General features: G+C 66.8%; 12 protein-coding genes. 11 read left to right on the forward strand and 1 reads right to left on the reverse strand.

Features of this window, described 5'->3' with window-relative positions; genetic code table 11:
- Entirely contained in the window at positions 1 to 1,170 is a 1,170-nt protein-coding gene (locus ACEQZY_RS13705) for a bifunctional 2-C-methyl-D-erythritol 4-phosphate cytidylyltransferase/2-C-methyl-D-erythritol 2,4-cyclodiphosphate synthase (RefSeq protein ID WP_370155204.1), read from the reverse strand.
- Between the two features lie 124 nt (positions 1,171 to 1,294).
- Between ACEQZY_RS13705 and dusB the strand changes: the two genes are divergently transcribed.
- The 11 genes from dusB to ACEQZY_RS13760 all read left to right on the forward strand — a co-directional run bounded on the left by dusB (position 1,295) and on the right by ACEQZY_RS13760 (position 14,563).
- On the forward strand, positions 1,295 to 2,281 hold the full coding sequence (gene dusB / locus ACEQZY_RS13710) for a tRNA dihydrouridine synthase DusB (RefSeq protein WP_341703229.1): 987 nt from the start codon (positions 1,295 to 1,297) through the stop codon (positions 2,279 to 2,281).
- Positions 2,281 to 3,429 carry an ATP-binding protein gene (locus ACEQZY_RS13715; protein ID WP_341703228.1) on the forward strand — a complete coding sequence of 383 codons (1,149 nt, stop codon included), beginning with the start codon at positions 2,281 to 2,283 and terminating at the stop codon, positions 3,427 to 3,429. The genes dusB and ACEQZY_RS13715 overlap by 1 nt, the downstream gene beginning before the upstream one ends.
- Positions 3,426 to 4,874 carry a nitrogen regulation protein NR(I) gene (gene ntrC, locus ACEQZY_RS13720; protein WP_341703227.1) on the forward strand — a complete coding sequence of 483 codons (1,449 nt, stop codon included), beginning with the start codon at positions 3,426 to 3,428 and terminating at the stop codon, positions 4,872 to 4,874. Before ACEQZY_RS13715 ends, ntrC begins: the two co-directional genes overlap by 4 nt.
- A 108-nt stretch (positions 4,875 to 4,982) precedes the next feature.
- On the forward strand, positions 4,983 to 7,340 hold the full coding sequence (locus ACEQZY_RS13725; RefSeq protein ID WP_370155208.1) for an ATP-binding protein: 2,358 nt from the start codon (positions 4,983 to 4,985) through the stop codon (positions 7,338 to 7,340).
- Positions 7,330 to 8,721 (forward strand): sigma-54 dependent transcriptional regulator, encoded by a 1,392-nt coding sequence (locus tag ACEQZY_RS13730; protein ID WP_341703225.1) that lies wholly within the window; start codon positions 7,330 to 7,332, stop codon positions 8,719 to 8,721. The genes ACEQZY_RS13725 and ACEQZY_RS13730 overlap by 11 nt, the downstream gene beginning before the upstream one ends.
- 14 nt (positions 8,722 to 8,735) lie before the next feature.
- On the forward strand, positions 8,736 to 10,112 hold the full coding sequence (gene trkA / locus ACEQZY_RS13735; RefSeq protein WP_341703224.1) for a Trk system potassium transporter TrkA: 1,377 nt from the start codon (positions 8,736 to 8,738) through the stop codon (positions 10,110 to 10,112).
- Positions 10,113 to 10,136: 24 nt separating this feature from the next.
- Positions 10,137 to 11,033, forward strand: a complete 897-nt coding sequence (locus ACEQZY_RS13740; protein ID WP_341703223.1) for a D-amino-acid transaminase — start codon at positions 10,137 to 10,139, stop codon at positions 11,031 to 11,033.
- 197 nt (positions 11,034 to 11,230) lie between these two features.
- The gene (gene hfq / locus ACEQZY_RS13745; protein ID WP_341703222.1) at positions 11,231 to 11,497 is read left to right on the forward strand and encodes an RNA chaperone Hfq; all 267 of its coding nucleotides are present in this window, start codon (positions 11,231 to 11,233) and stop codon (positions 11,495 to 11,497) included.
- Positions 11,498 to 11,584: 87 nt separating this feature from the next.
- Positions 11,585 to 12,874, forward strand: coding sequence for a GTPase HflX (gene hflX / locus ACEQZY_RS13750; protein ID WP_341703221.1), 1,290 nt, complete (start codon positions 11,585 to 11,587; stop codon positions 12,872 to 12,874).
- Complete coding sequence (locus ACEQZY_RS13755) at positions 12,871 to 13,722, forward strand: inositol monophosphatase family protein (RefSeq protein ID WP_370155212.1); 852 nt, start codon at positions 12,871 to 12,873, stop codon at positions 13,720 to 13,722. The genes hflX and ACEQZY_RS13755 overlap by 4 nt, the downstream gene beginning before the upstream one ends.
- A gap of 10 nt (positions 13,723 to 13,732) precedes the next feature.
- Positions 13,733 to 14,563 (forward strand): inositol monophosphatase family protein, encoded by an 831-nt coding sequence (locus tag ACEQZY_RS13760; RefSeq protein ID WP_341703219.1) that lies wholly within the window; start codon positions 13,733 to 13,735, stop codon positions 14,561 to 14,563.
- The last annotated feature ends 24 nt before the right edge of the window (positions 14,564 to 14,587 follow it).

Raw genomic sequence — 14,587 nt, forward strand, 5'->3', positions numbered from 1 at the left:
TCAGCCGGGCAAACGGATGGTGGCGACCGCCTGGGCGGCGATGCCCTCGCGGCGGCCGGTGAAGCCGAGCTTCTCCGTGGTGGTCGCCTTGACGGAGACGCGCGCGACATCAATGCCGAGGATGTCGGCGATGCGGCTGCGCATGGCCTCGCGGTGCGGCCCGATCTTCGGCGCCTCGCAGATGATGGTTACGTCGCAATGGGCGATCAGGCCGCCGCGTTCCTGCACGAGGGCTGCGGCATGGGCGAGGAAGGCGGCCGAATCCCTGCCCTTCCATTGCGGATCGGAAGGCGGAAAATGCGCGCCGATATCGCCATCGCCGATGGCGCCGAGGATGGCATCGGTCAGGGCATGCAGGGCGACATCGGCATCGGAATGGCCGGCCAGGCTGCGGTCATGCGCAATTTCGATACCGCCCAGCATCAGCCTGCGGTCCGGCTCGTCGCCGAAGGCATGCACGTCGAAGCCCTGGCCGGTGCGGATGTCGCCCAGCCGCAGCAGCAGCTGGGCCTCGGCACGGCGGAAATCGTCGGGCTCGGTCACCTTGAAATTCTCCTCGCTGCCGGCCACCAGTTTCACGGCCAGCCCGGCTTGTTCGGCCACGGCGGCGTCGTCGGTCAGCGCGAGGCCGGCCGCCTTGCGGTGGGCGGACAGGATATCGGCAAAGCGGAAAGCCTGCGGGGTCTGGGCACGCCACAGGCCCTGCCGCTCGACGCCGCTGCGGGCGCAGCCGCGGTCCTCGCGCTTCAGCGTGTCGGTGACCGGAACGGCAAGAATGGCGCCGGGCGCCTCGCGCAGGCCATCGAGCAGGGCATCGATGCGGTCGTGGCGCAAAAATGGGCGGGCTGCATCGTGAATGAGCACTGCGCTGGGGGCGTGGCTGCTAAGTGCTTCCAGACCAAGGCGGACGCTGTCCTGGCGGGCGGCGCCGCCATGGCAGGGAGGCAGCAGGCGGTCATCCCGGTCGAGGCCGGTCGCCGCGGCATGGTACCAGTCAGAATCATCGGGATGGATCACGACCGCCACCCGTGCTATTGCCCCGTGGCCCAGACAGGCCCGGAGGCTGTGGCGCAACAGGGGTTGCCCGCCAAGCATCTGGTATTGTTTTGGTTTTCCGCCGCCGGCACGGGTTCCGCGGCCGGCGGCGACGATCAGGGCGGCAATGGTCATGGCAGCCAGCCTAGCCGAGGCCATTCCGGCCGGCAAAGGCCGCAGGCAGACGAATGATATTGCAGTGCGGTAGGAAAACTTCTACAGTGAACAACAACTGTGCACCCCGGGTGTTGTGCAAAAAATGAGCATAACGATTGGTTCCGTCTCGATAACAGACCCGGTGATCCTGGCCCCCATGTCAGGTGTCACCGATCTGCCATTTCGCCGGCTCGTCAAGCGAAGCGGTGCCGGCCTTGTCGTGTCCGAGATGATCGCATCGGAGGCCATGGTGCGCGCTTCGCGTCAGTCTCTCAAGATGGCAGAAGTGGCGCCGGAAGAATTTCCGATGTCGGTACAGCTCGCCGGCTGCGAGGGTCATGTGATGGCCGAGGCCGCGCGGCTGAATGAAGACAAGGGCGCCGCCATCATCGACATCAACATGGGCTGTCCGGTGAAGAAGGTGGTCAACGGCCATGCCGGTTCGGCGCTGATGCGCGATCTGCAGCATGCCAAGGGTCTGCTGACGGCAACCGTGAAGGCCGTGAAGCTGCCGGTGACACTGAAGATGCGCACCGGCTGGGACGAGGCCAACCGCAATGCGCCGGAACTGGCCCGCATCGCCGAAGGGGAGGGCATCCGCATGCTCACCGTGCATGGCCGCACCCGCAACCAGATGTATAACGGCCGTGCCGACTGGGGCTTCGTGCGCAAGGTGAAGGAAGCCGTCTCGCTGCCGGTGATCGTCAATGGCGACATCACGACGCTGGACGAGGCGAAGGATGCACTGGAGCAGTCGGGCGCCGACGGCGTGATGATCGGCCGCGGCGCCTATGGACGGCCGTGGTTCCTGCGGCAGGTGATCGAATTCCTCAGGACGGGCGTGCGCCTGCCCGATCCGTCGCTGGCCGAGCAGCAGGCGACGGTGCTGGAGCATTACGACGCCATGCTGTCGCATTACGGTGTGCAGACCGGCCTGAAGATCGGCCGCAAGCATGTCGCCTGGTATTCCAGGGGGCTGCCGGGTTCGGCCGAGTTCCGCACCCGCATCATGCAGATCGACAGCCCCGACGAGGTCCGTCAGACCATTCGCGATTTCTACGCCCCCCAGCTTGAGAGGATGGCGGCCTGATGCGGAATGCCGAGCGCAGAGCCAAGGCTCCCCCGGCCGGTGCAGCCGACCTGCCGGATTTCGACACGTCGCAGGTGCTCGGCGCTCTGCCGACGCCGATCCTGGTGGTCGGCGACGAGGGCGAAATCTTTTATGCCAATCCGGCCGCCGAACAGTTCTTCGATTCCGGCGCGGCATTCCTGTACCGGCAGAACCTGCGCGACCTGGTGCCGTTCGGCAGCCCGGTCCTGCAGCTGATCGCCCAGGTCTTCCGCGAGCGTTACACCGTGTCGGAATACGATGTTGATCTCGGCTCGCCGCGGCTTGGCGAAAGGCTGGTCGACGTGCAGGTTTCGCCGGTGCCCGAGCAGCCCAATCGTGCCGTGGTGCGTTTCGACGAGCGTACCGTGGCGGCCAAAATCGACCGCGCGCTGACCTACCGCGGCGCCGCCCGCTCCGTGGTCGGCATGGCGGCGATCCTCGCCCATGAGGTGAAGAACCCGCTCAGCGGCATCCGCGGCGCCGCCCAGCTGCTGGAGCTGAATGCCAGCCAGTCGGACCGCGAGCTGACCCGCCTGATCTGCGACGAGACCGACCGTATCTGCGGCCTGGTCGACCGGATGGAGATTTTCTCCGACAAGCGGCCGATCAACCGCGGCCCGGTCAATATCCATCGGGTGCTGGAGCATGTCCGCAAGGTGGCCCAGGCCGGTTTTGCCAAGCATCTGCGATTCATCGAGAAATACGACCCGTCGCTGCCGCCGGTCTTCGGCAACCGCGACCAGCTGGTGCAGGTTTTTCTCAATCTGGTGAAAAATGCCGCCGAGGCGGTCGGCGACGACCCGGCCGGCGAGATCGTGCTGACCACCGCCTACCGCCATGGCGTGCGGCTGGCGGTGCGCGGGTCGCGCGACCGCCTGCATCTGCCGCTGGAGGTTTCGGTGCAGGATAACGGCCCCGGGGTGCCCGAGGACATCCGCAGCTATCTCTTTGACCCGTTTGTGACAACCAAGGCCAGCGGTTCTGGCCTCGGTCTTGCATTGGTTGCCAAGATTATCGGCGACCATGGTGGTGTCATCGAATGCGACAGCCGCCCCCGCCGGACAGTGTTCAGCGCCCGTCTGCCGGTCCACAACCCCACGGCGGAAGATTCCGGAGAGTCTGTATGAGTAACAAGGGTACCATTCTCGTTGCCGACGACGACCGCTCGATCCGCACGGTGCTGGATCAGGCGCTCGGCCGGGTCGGCTACCAGGTGCGTTCCACCGGCAACGCCGCCACCCTGTGGCGGTGGTCGTCGGAAGGCGAGGGCGACCTGATCATCACCGACGTGGTGATGCCCGACGAGAATGGCCTCGACCTGCTGCCCCGAATCAAGCGCATCCGCCCGGACCTGCCGATCATCGTGATGAGCGCGCAGAAGACCCTGCTGACTGCGGTGAAGGCGGCCGAGCGCGGCGCCTATGACTACCTGCCGAAGCCTTTCGATCTGAAGGAACTGCTGCGCGTCGTCGAACGGGCGATGAGCCAGCCGAAGAGCATGCCCTCCGACGAGGCACAGGCCGCCGCCGACGAGGAGAAGCTGCCGCTGATCGGCCGCTCGCCGGCGATGCAGGAAATCTACCGCGTGATGGCGCGCCTGATGGGTACCGACCTGACGGTGCTGATCTACGGCGAATCCGGCACCGGCAAGGAGCTGGTTGCGCGCGCCCTGCATGATTACGGCAAGCGCCGCAACGGGCCTTTCGTGGCCATCAACATGGCGGCGATCCCGCGCGAACTGATCGAAAGCGAGCTGTTCGGGCACGAGAAGGGCGCCTTCACCGGTGCCGCCAACCGTTATGCCGGCCGCTTCGAGCAGGCCGAGGGCGGCACGCTGTTCCTGGACGAAATCGGCGACATGCCGATCGAGGCGCAGACCCGCCTGCTGCGCGTGCTGCAGCAGGGCGAATACACCACGGTCGGCGGCCGCACGCCGATCCGCACCGATGTCCGCATCGTGGCGGCCACCAACCGCGACCTACGTCAGGCCGTCAATCAGGGCCTGTTCCGCGAGGACCTGTTTTACCGCCTGAACGTCGTACCGCTGCGGCTGCCGCCGCTGCGGGAACGCAACGAGGATATTGCCGATCTGGTTCGGCATTTCCTCAACCAGGCGGGCGCCCAGGGGCTGCCCTCCAAGACCGTGTCGGCCGAGGCGATGGACCGGCTGCGCCGCTACCGCTGGCCGGGCAACGTGCGCGAACTGGAAAACCTGGTGCGCCGGCTGGGTGCCCTCTACGCCGAGGATGTGATCGGCGTAGAGGTGATCGAGAACGAGCTGGCCGAACCGCCGCAGGCCCCCCGCACCGCCGAGCCGAGCGAGGAGGAGACCCTGACCGGGGCCATCGAGCGGCACCTGACCAAATTCTTCTCCGCCCAGGGCGACGACCTGCCGCCGCCCGGCCTGTATGACCGCATGCTGCGGGAGCTGGAAATCCCGCTGATTTCCCTCAGCCTGGCGGCCACCCGGGGCAACCAGATCAAGGCCGCCCACATGCTGGGCCTGAACCGCAACACCCTGCGCAAGAAGATCCGTGACCATAACATCCAGGTCATCCGTGGCCTGAAATAACGACGGCCGTCCGGCCCGGACCCGGCCCGATGGCCGGGCCCGGATGGATGCCTGCCGGGCCCGGCTGGGCTATGATGGGCCCATGCCCCGGATCGCGATTCACCAGACATGACCGACGAGACCCTTCCGGCGGGCGGCCCGCCGGCCGCCCCCACGCCGGGCGCCCGGCTGCTGCGGCGCGGGCTGGACTGGTTCCACCGCTACCGGCTGATCCGGCATATCGAGATCACCCTGGCCGTGCTGGCGCTGATCGGCGGCACGCTGACCTATCTGGCGATGACGCCGGGCGCCAACCAGGACCTGACCACCCGCGAGGTGCAGATCCTGCTGCTGACCGACCTTGTGGTGCTGCTGGGCCTGACCAGCCTGGTGGCCCGCCGGCTGGTCATCCTGTGGATGCAGCGGCGGCGCGGCGCCGCCGGCGCGCGGCTGCATGCCCGTCTGGTGGTGCTGTTCTCGGCAGTGGCGGCCCTGCCCACCGTGTTGATGACCGTGTTCGCCGTGCTGTTCTTCAATCTCGGCCTGCAGACATGGTTCAGCGACCGGGTCAACGCCGCGGTCAAGGCCTCGGTGGCGGTTGCCGAGGCGTATATCCAGGAACACCGCAAGACGATCCGCGCCGATGTGCTGGCGATGGCGCTGGACCTCAATCGCGAGGCGCCGCAGCTGACCCGGAATCCCTATGCCTTCCAGCAGGCCGTGCGCCAGCTGTCGCGCCTGCGCGGGCTGGGTGAGGCCGTGGTCTTCACCTCGACCGGCGAGATCCTCGCCCGCAATGAACTAAGCCTGCTGATGGAGTTCGACCGGATTCCGACCGCGGCGGTCAAGGATGCCAATGCCGGGCAGGTGGTGATCATGACCGCCGAAACCGACGACCGGGTGCGGGCGCTGTTCAAGCTCGACGGCTATCTCGATGCCTATCTGTATGTCGGGCGCTTCATCGATAACCGGGTGCTTGCCGATCTCGAACGCACACGCAACGCGGCGGCGCAGTACAGCCGGCTGGAACAGGCGCGGTCGGCACTGGAAATCAACTTCGCCATCCTGTTCATGCTGATCTCGCTGCTGCTGCTGCTGGCGGCGATCTGGTTCGGCCTGCTGATCGCCAACCGGCTGGTGACGCCAATCGGCGATGTGGTGATGGCCGCCGAGCGCATCCGTGCGGGCGACCTGACCGCGCGGGTGGCCGAGCTGGGCGATGAGGACGAAATCGCCACACTGGGACGGACTTTCAACCGCATGACCGGCCAGTTGGCCGCCCAGCAGTCGGAACTGATTGCCGCCAATCGCCAGCTGGACGAACGCCGCCGCTTCACCGAGACGGTGCTGGGCGGCGTCAGCGCCGGCGTGCTCGGCCTCGATCCGCAGGGACTGGTCACCCTGCCGAATCCCTCGGCGCTGGCCATGCTGCATCGGGATTTCGACAGCGTGGCCGGGCAGCCCTTTGCCGAGGTGGCGCCGGAGATGGCCGGCCTGCTGGACCAGCTCGCCGCCGATCCGGAGGCGGCAGTGGCCCATGACCAGGTGGTGCTGCGGCGCGACCAGACCAGCCGTACCCTGCTGGTGCGCATCGCCCGCGAGGTTACTGGCAACGAGCTGCTGGGCTATGTCGTCACCTTCGACGATGTCACCGAACTGGTGGCGGCGCAGCGCAATGCGGCCTGGGCCGATATCGCGCGGCGCATCGCCCACGAGATCAAGAATCCGCTGACGCCGATCCAGCTGTCGGCGGAACGGCTGAAGCGCAAGTATCTCAAGGAAGTGCAGACCGATCCGGATGTCTTTGCGCAATGCACGGATACGATCATCCGCCAGGTCGGCGATATCGGACGCATGGTCGACGAATTCTCGATGTTCGCCCGCATGCCGCGGCCGGTCTACCGCGAGGAGGATATCGGCGAACTGGTGCGGCAGGCGGTCTTCCTGCAGCAGGTAGCGCGCCAAGATATCCGTTTCGAGAACGCGCAGACGGCAGAGCCGGTGAAGCTGAACTGCGATGCCCGGCAGATCGCCCAGGTGCTGACCAACCTGCTGCAGAATGCCATCGATGCCGTCGACGGCCGCGAACGGCCGGGAGACGGCACCGCATTGCCCCTGGGTCATATCCGGGTCGACATGAAGGCCGATGGCGAAGCGGTGGAAATCCGGATTGTCGATAACGGACGCGGGCTGCCGCAGGAAAACCGTGACCGGCTGTTCGAACCCTATGTCACCACCCGCAGCAAGGGGACCGGCCTGGGGCTGGCGATCGTGCGCAAGATCATTGAGGACCATGGCGGCAGCATTGTTCTGGCCGATGCGGCGGGATTTGATCCCGATCTGAAAAATGGTAGCTTTGCGCGGATTCGGTTGCCGCGCATGCCGGCCCGCGCCAGTCATGAGGCGCCGGCCCGCGACGGTGCCGGGCAGGCTATCCGGGACGACATGGTGCAGCGTAAATCAGGTTCGGGCGGTCATGGCGCGTGACATTCTGATCGTCGACGACGAGGCGGATATCCGCAATCTGATTGCCGGCATCCTGCAGGACGAAGGATACGAAACCCGCATGGCCGGGGATTCGGACGGGGCATTGCGCGAGATCGATGCCCGGCGGCCGAATGCGGTGATCCTCGATATCTGGCTGCAGGGCAGCAGGCTGGACGGCCTCGAAATCCTCGACCGCATCATCAGCCAGCACAACACCGTTCCGGTGATCATGATTTCCGGTCATGGCAATATCGAGACGGCCGTTGCCGCCATCAAGCGCGGCGCCTACGACTATATCGAGAAGCCGTTCAAGAGCGACCGGCTGCTGCTGGTCGTCGAACGCGCGCTGGAGCAGGCACGACTGAAGCGCGAGAACGAGGAACTGCGGCAGCGCTCCGGCGCCATCCTCGAACTGATCGGACAGTCGCCGGCCATCATTGCCCTGCGCCAGGCGATCGAACGGGTGGCGCCGACCAACAGCCGCGTGCTGGTGTCGGGCCCGCCCGGTGCCGGCAAGGAACTGGCTGCCCGGCTGATCCACCAGCGCTCGCGCCGGGCCGGCGGCCCCTTCGTGGTGCTGAATGTGGCGGCGCTGACACCCGAACGCATGGACGAGGAGCTGTTCGGCGCCGAGGAGGCGCTGAACGGCCAGCGCCATCATCGGATCGGCGTGCTGGAAGCCGCCCATGGCGGCACGCTGTTTCTTGACGAAGTTGCCGAGATGCAGCCCGAGACACAGGCCAAGCTGCTGCGGGTGCTGACCGAGCAGAGCTTCGAGCGTGTTGGCGGGCGCACCCGCGTGCAGGTCGATGTACGGATCGTTTCGGGCACGGCCCATGACCTGACCGCACGGGTGGGGCAGGGCATGTTCCGCCAGGATCTGTTCCACCGCCTGAATGTGGTTCCGCTGAAGGTGCCGGCATTGCGCGACCGGCGCGAGGACATACCGCTTCTGGTGAAGCATTTCGTGCAGGTCGAGGCGCAGCGTCAGGGCGTGGCGCAGCGCGAGCTGGCCGAGGATGCCCTGCTGGCCATGCAGTCGGCGGAATGGCCGGGCAATGTGCGCGAGCTGCGCAATGCGCTGGCCCGCCTGCTGATCCTGATGCCGGGCGAGCAGAAGGGCGCCATCCATGCCGACATGTTGCCCGCCGATCTCGGGGCGACGCCGCCGGTGGCTTTGCGGCCGGAAACCACCACCGAAGTGATGGCACTGCCGCTGCGCGATGCGCGCGAGATGTTCGAGCGCGAATACCTGCTGGCGCAGATCACCCGCTTTGGCGGCAATGTCTCGCGCACGGCCAGCTTCATAGGCATGGAGCGGTCGGCGCTGCATCGCAAGCTGAAGGCGCTGGGCGTGACCAATCTCGACCGTAACGGATAGGTGGAGGCAGCGCCATGAAGGTGATCGTCTGCGGCGCCGGCCTGGTCGGCACCACCATTGCCCGCCAGCTTGCCGCGGAAGGCAACGAGGTGACGGTGATCGACCAGTCGGCCGAGCGTACCCACAAGGTGGCCGAAAGCTACGACCTGCGTGGCATCGTCGGCCATGCCTCCCACCCAGACGTGCTGGAACAGGCCGGCGCGGCGGATTCCGACATGCTGATCGCGGTCACCTTCGCCGACGAGGTGAACATGGTGGCCTGCGAGGTGGCGCATGCCCTGTTCAACGTGCCGACCAAGATCGCCCGCGTCCGCGCCCAGAGCTACCTGCAGCCGGAATGGTCGGACCTGTTCAACGAGAAGCATATCTCGATCGACTATATCATCTCGCCGGAGATCGAAGTCGCACGCGCCATTCACCGGCGCATCCTGACGCCAGGCGCTTTCGACATGATTCCCTTCGCCGGCGACAAGCTGCGCCTGATCGGCGTACGGCTCGGCGAGGAATGCCCGGTGCTGAACACGCCGCTGCGGCAGCTGACCGAGCTGTTTCCCGACCTTGGCATCAACATCTGCGGCATCAACCGCAACGGTTCGATGATCGTGCCCGATGCAGATGACCATATGGAGATCGCCGACGAGGTCTATTTCTGCGCCCGGCCGGATCATGTGCAGCGCGCGATGCGGCTGTTCGGCCACGAGGAGCGCGAGGCCCGCCGGATCGTGATGTCCGGCGGCGGCAATATCGGCCTGTTCCTCGCCCGCGAGATCGAGGAGTCGCAGCCTTCGGTGATGCTGAAGATGATCGAAGCCAACAAGGCGCGCGCCGAGTTCATCGCCGGCCAGCTGCACAACACCGTGGTCCTGAATGGTGATGCGCTGGATATCGACATCCTCAACGAGGCCAAGGTGGGCTCGGCCGAGGCGATCATCGCACTGACCAATGACGACGAGGTGAATATCCTGACCTCGCTGCTGGCCAAGCGGGCGGGCAGCCAGCGTGCGATCACCCTGGTCAACAACCCGGCCTACGAGAACCTGATCGGATCGCTTGGCATCGATGTGGTGGTCAACCCGCGTTCGACCACGGTGTCGTCGATCCTGCAGCATGTGCGGCGCGGCCGCATCCGCGGCGTCTATTCGCTGCGCGACGGTGCCGCCGAAGTCATGGAAGCCGAAGCGGTCGAGACCAGCGCCCTGGTCGGGCAGCCGCTGCGCGAGCTGGATCTGCCGGCGGGCATGATGATCGGCGCGATCATCCGCGACGACGAGGTGATCATCGCCCGCAGCGACAGCGAGATCGAGGCGGGCGACCGCATCATCCTGTTCGTGCGCAAGGATGCCGTGAAGAAGGTCGAGAAGCTCTTCGCGGTCCGCCTCGAATTCTTCTGAGTCCCGATCCGAAGGAAGGTTGCGATGTCGCGCATCGCCTATGTCAATGGCCGCTATCTGCCCTATGCCCAGGCCGCCGTGCATGTGGAGGACCGCGGCTTCCAGTTCGCCGACGCGGTATACGAGGTGGTGGCGGTGGTCGGCGGCCGGCTGGTCGATGCCGAGGGGCATCTGGTCCGCCTGGAACGCAGTCTGGACGAACTGCGTATCCTGCGGCCGATGAGCCGCACAGCCCTGGCCATGGTGCTGGCCGAGACCGTGCGGCGCAACCGCGTGCAGACCGGCCATATCTATCTGCAGGTCAGCCGCGGCGCGGCGCGGCGGGAATTCGCCTTCCCGGCCGGCGTGTCGCCGACCGTGGTGGCGATCGCCCGCAATGTCGACATGACGAAGGCCGATGCCAGTGCCCGCCGGGGCGTGGCGGCCATCTCGCAGCCGGATATCCGCTGGGGCCGCTGCGACATCAAGACGGTGGGGCTGCTGGCCGCGGCCCTGGCCAAGCAGGCGGCGAAGGAAGCCGGCGCCTACGAGGCCTGGCTGGTCGACCGCGACGGCTTCGTCACCGAGGGCAGTTCGTCCAATGCCTGGATCGTCACCGCCGACGGGGCCCTGGTCACCCGCCCGCTGGGTCATGCCATCCTGGGCGGCATCACCCGCAGCGCAGTGTTCGAGCTGGCCCGGCAGGAGGGGCTGCGGCTGGAGGAGCGGCCCTTCACCCTGACCGAGGCCCTGGCCGCCCGGGAGGCCTTCGTGACCTCCACCTCGTCCTATGTGATGCCGGTCACAAGCATCGACGGAAAGCCGGTGGGCAATGGCGGGCCGGGCCTGGTGGCGGGCCGGCTGCGGGCCATTTACGAGGCGCATTCGGCCAGTCATGGCGCGGGCCGGCCCGACTGGCAGGCGCAATTCCTCGCCCCCTGACCGCGCCGGGCGTTTTGCCGCAACCCGCGCTTTTTTCCCGCGCCATTGTTTTGCCACTTTGGCCGCTTAGTGTATTACTCTGGGCATTCCGGAGGGACGGTCGTCCCGCCGGAATGCCAAAGGCGCCGCAACCAAGACGGTCCGGGCAGAAATCAAAAACAATAACAATGACATAAGAAAAGAAAGGTCTATCAACTATGGCCGCCGACAAGCCTCAGAACGTCCAGGACGTTTTCCTCAACCACATCCGCAAGACCAAGACCCCCGTCACCGTTTTCCTGGTGAACGGCGTCAAGCTGCAGGGCATCATCAGCTGGTTCGACAATTTCTCGGTGCTGCTGCGCCGGGACGGCCACATGCAGCTGGTCTACAAGCATGCCATTTCCACGGTCATGCCGTCCGGCCCGATCCAGCTGTTCGACCCGGCCGCGCAGGGCCAGGGCGCCAGCCAGGGTGAAGGCTGAGCCGCGGGCCGTCTGCCCGCCGACCATCCGGGAGCTGTACAACGTTTGCTGACTTCTGATCATGACACTGGCGGACAAGGGCTCGCGATGCGGGCCCTTGTTCTGCATCCGGCATTGCGCTCGGCCCAGAAGGCGCCGGCCGGCAGCGACCGCCGCCAGCCGGAAGCGCGGCTGGAAGAGGCTGCCGGACTGGCTGCCGCCATCGACCTGCAGGTCGTGCGCAGCGAACTGGTCTGGGTTTCGGCCTGGCGGCCGGCAACCCTGATCGGGCCCGGCAAGGTCGAGGAACTGGCGGCCTGGATTGCCGAAAACCCGGTCGATGTGGTGATCGTCGATGCCGCCGTCACCCCGGTCCAGCAGCGCAACCTGGAACGCGCGCTGAAGGCCAAGGTGATCGACCGCACCGGGCTTATTCTTGAAATCTTCGGTGCCCGCGCCCGCACCCGCGAGGGCCGGCTGCAGGTCGAACTGGCGCATCTCAACTACCAGCGGTCCCGCCTGGTGCGGTCCTGGACCCACCTGGAACGCCAGCGCGGCGGCTTCGGCTTCCTCGGCGGCCCGGGCGAAAGCCAGCTGGAAATCGACCGCCGCCTGATCGGCGAACGCATCGCCCGCATCAAGGCGGATCTCGAGCATGTGGTGAATACCCGTTCGCTGCACCGCCGGGCGCGCCAGAAGGTGCCGTATCCGGTGGTGGCTCTGGTCGGCTATACCAATGCCGGCAAGTCGACGCTGTTCAACCGGCTGACCGCGGCCGAGGTTTTTGCCAAGGATCTGCTGTTTGCGACGCTGGACCCGACCATGCGCACCGTGCGCCTGCCGTCGGGCCGCAACGTGATCCTCAGCGACACGGTGGGCTTCATTTCCGATCTGCCCACCCATCTGGTGGCGGCCTTCCGCGCCACGCTGGAAGAGGTGATCGCTGCCGATGTGATCCTGCATGTGCGCGACATGTCGCATCCGGACTGCGCGGCCCAGGCCGCCGATGTGCGGGATGTGCTGCAGTCGCTCGGTATCGGCGAGGACAGCCGGCATCGCATGCTGGAGGCCTGGAACAAGGCTGACCGGCTGGAGCCCGAGGCCCGTGCCAACCTGCAGAACCAGGCGGCCCGGCAGGAGAATGCCATCGCATTGTCGGCGCTGGACGGGCAGGGCTGTGACACGCTGCTGCAACGGATCGATGCCATGCTGGCCGATGACCGGGTCGAGCTGGATCTGACCGTCGATGCGGCGGACGGGGCGGCCATTGCCTGGCTGCACAGGCACGGCGAGGTTCTGGACATGCGGGAAGATAACGGGCGGCTGAAACTGTCGGTCGCCATGACCCAGGCCGAGGCCGGGAAGTGGCAGAAGCGCCAGCACGGCAGCCCGGCATGACGGCGACGGCATCGCTCCTGCGTCCGGCCGTTGACATGGATGCGGTGCGGCTGCTGATCGAGGAGGCGGCTGCCGGCATCATCCTGCCGCGTTTCCGCCAGCTTGGCCGTCACGAGATCGACGAGAAGGCCGGCCCGCACGATGTGGTGACCGTGGCCGACCGCGAGGCCGAAGCCTTTCTGGCCCCGGGCCTGCAGGCCCTGATCCCCGGTTCCGCCGTGGTCGGCGAAGAGGCGGTCAGTGCCGATGAAAGCCTCATGGATGCCCTGCGCCGGCCGGGCATGGTCTGGGTCATCGACCCGGTCGACGGCACCGCCAATTTCGCCGTCGGCAATGCGTTATTCGCCGTGATGGTGGCGCTGGTGCAGGATGGCGATGCCATCGCCAGCTGGATCCACGATCCGGTGCGCGGCCTGACCGCGATGGCCCGGAAGGACGACGGGGCCTGGCTGCGCGAGGCCGGTGGCGAAACCCGCCGGCTGGCAACACCGAAGCCGCCCACGCTGGCCCATCTGTCCGGCGCGCCGAACATGCGTTACGGCGACCGCGACTTTGCGGCGCAGATCGCCTATCGCCTCGACCGCACGGCCGGCGTGGTGATGTTCCGCTGTGCCGGCCAGGAATATCTCGCCCAGGCCGAGGGCCATATCCATTACGCGCTGTATAACCGGGCGCTGCCCTGGGATCATGCGGCCGGCACGCTGCTGATCACGGAAGCCGGCGGCGTCGCCCGGCGGCTGGACGGCAGTCCGTACCGCGCCGCCGACAAGCCTTTCGGCAGCCCGCTGGTGGTTGCCTGCGGCGAGGAACAATGGGGCTGGCTGAAAGCCGGCCTGTTCGATCCCTGACACGGTTCCCGTGACATCCGGTGTGGACATGCAGGCCGTGGCCGATCTGCTGCTGCAGGCCGGCCGCGAGATCATCATGCCGCGCTTCCGCCGGCTGCGCTGCGAGGACATTGCCGAAAAGACCGGCCATACCGATCTCGTGACGGTGGCCGACGAAGAGGCCGAGGCCTTCCTCGCCTCCCGGCTCGAAGCGCTGCTGCCCGGCACGCGCACGGTCGGCGAGGAAGCGGTGGGCCGCGATCCGGGGCTGATGGCGCTGCTGCGCCAGCCCGGCCTGTGCTGGCTGATCGATCCGATTGACGGCACGGCCCATTTCGCCGCGGGGGCACGCTTTTTCGCCTCCATGGTGGCGCTGGTGCGGGACGGAGATGCCGTGGCGAGCTGGATTCTCGATCCGCCGACCGGCCGGCTGTTCATGGCCGAGCGGGGCGCCGGGGCCTGGTTGCGCGAACCCGATGGCAGCCTGCATCGCCTGCACATGCCTGCACCGCCGTCTCTGGCCCATCTGTCCGGGGTGGCCAATGTCACGATTGCCGATCGTGACCTCGGGCAGAGGATTGCCCGGCGGCTGGATCGTATGGCCGGGGCGCTGAACCTGCGCTGCTCGGGCCAGGAATATCCGGCAATGGCGCTGGGACAGATCCACTGGGCGATCTACGGGCGCGGCATTCCGTGGGATCATGCGGCCGGCTGCCTGCTGGTTTCGGAGGCCGGCGGGGTGGCCAGACGGCTGAACGGACAGCTGTATCGGGCAGCCGATCCGCCAGGCGGCAGCCCGCTGGTTGCGGCCTGCGGCGAAGAGCAGTGGAAGTGGCTGAAAACCGGAATTTTTGACCCCTGATTTTGGGGGGTGAAAGGGGGGCGG

It is taken from the genome of Ferrovibrio sp., from assembly GCF_964218355.1.
Classification (GTDB): domain Bacteria; phylum Pseudomonadota; class Alphaproteobacteria; order Ferrovibrionales; family Ferrovibrionaceae; genus Ferrovibrio.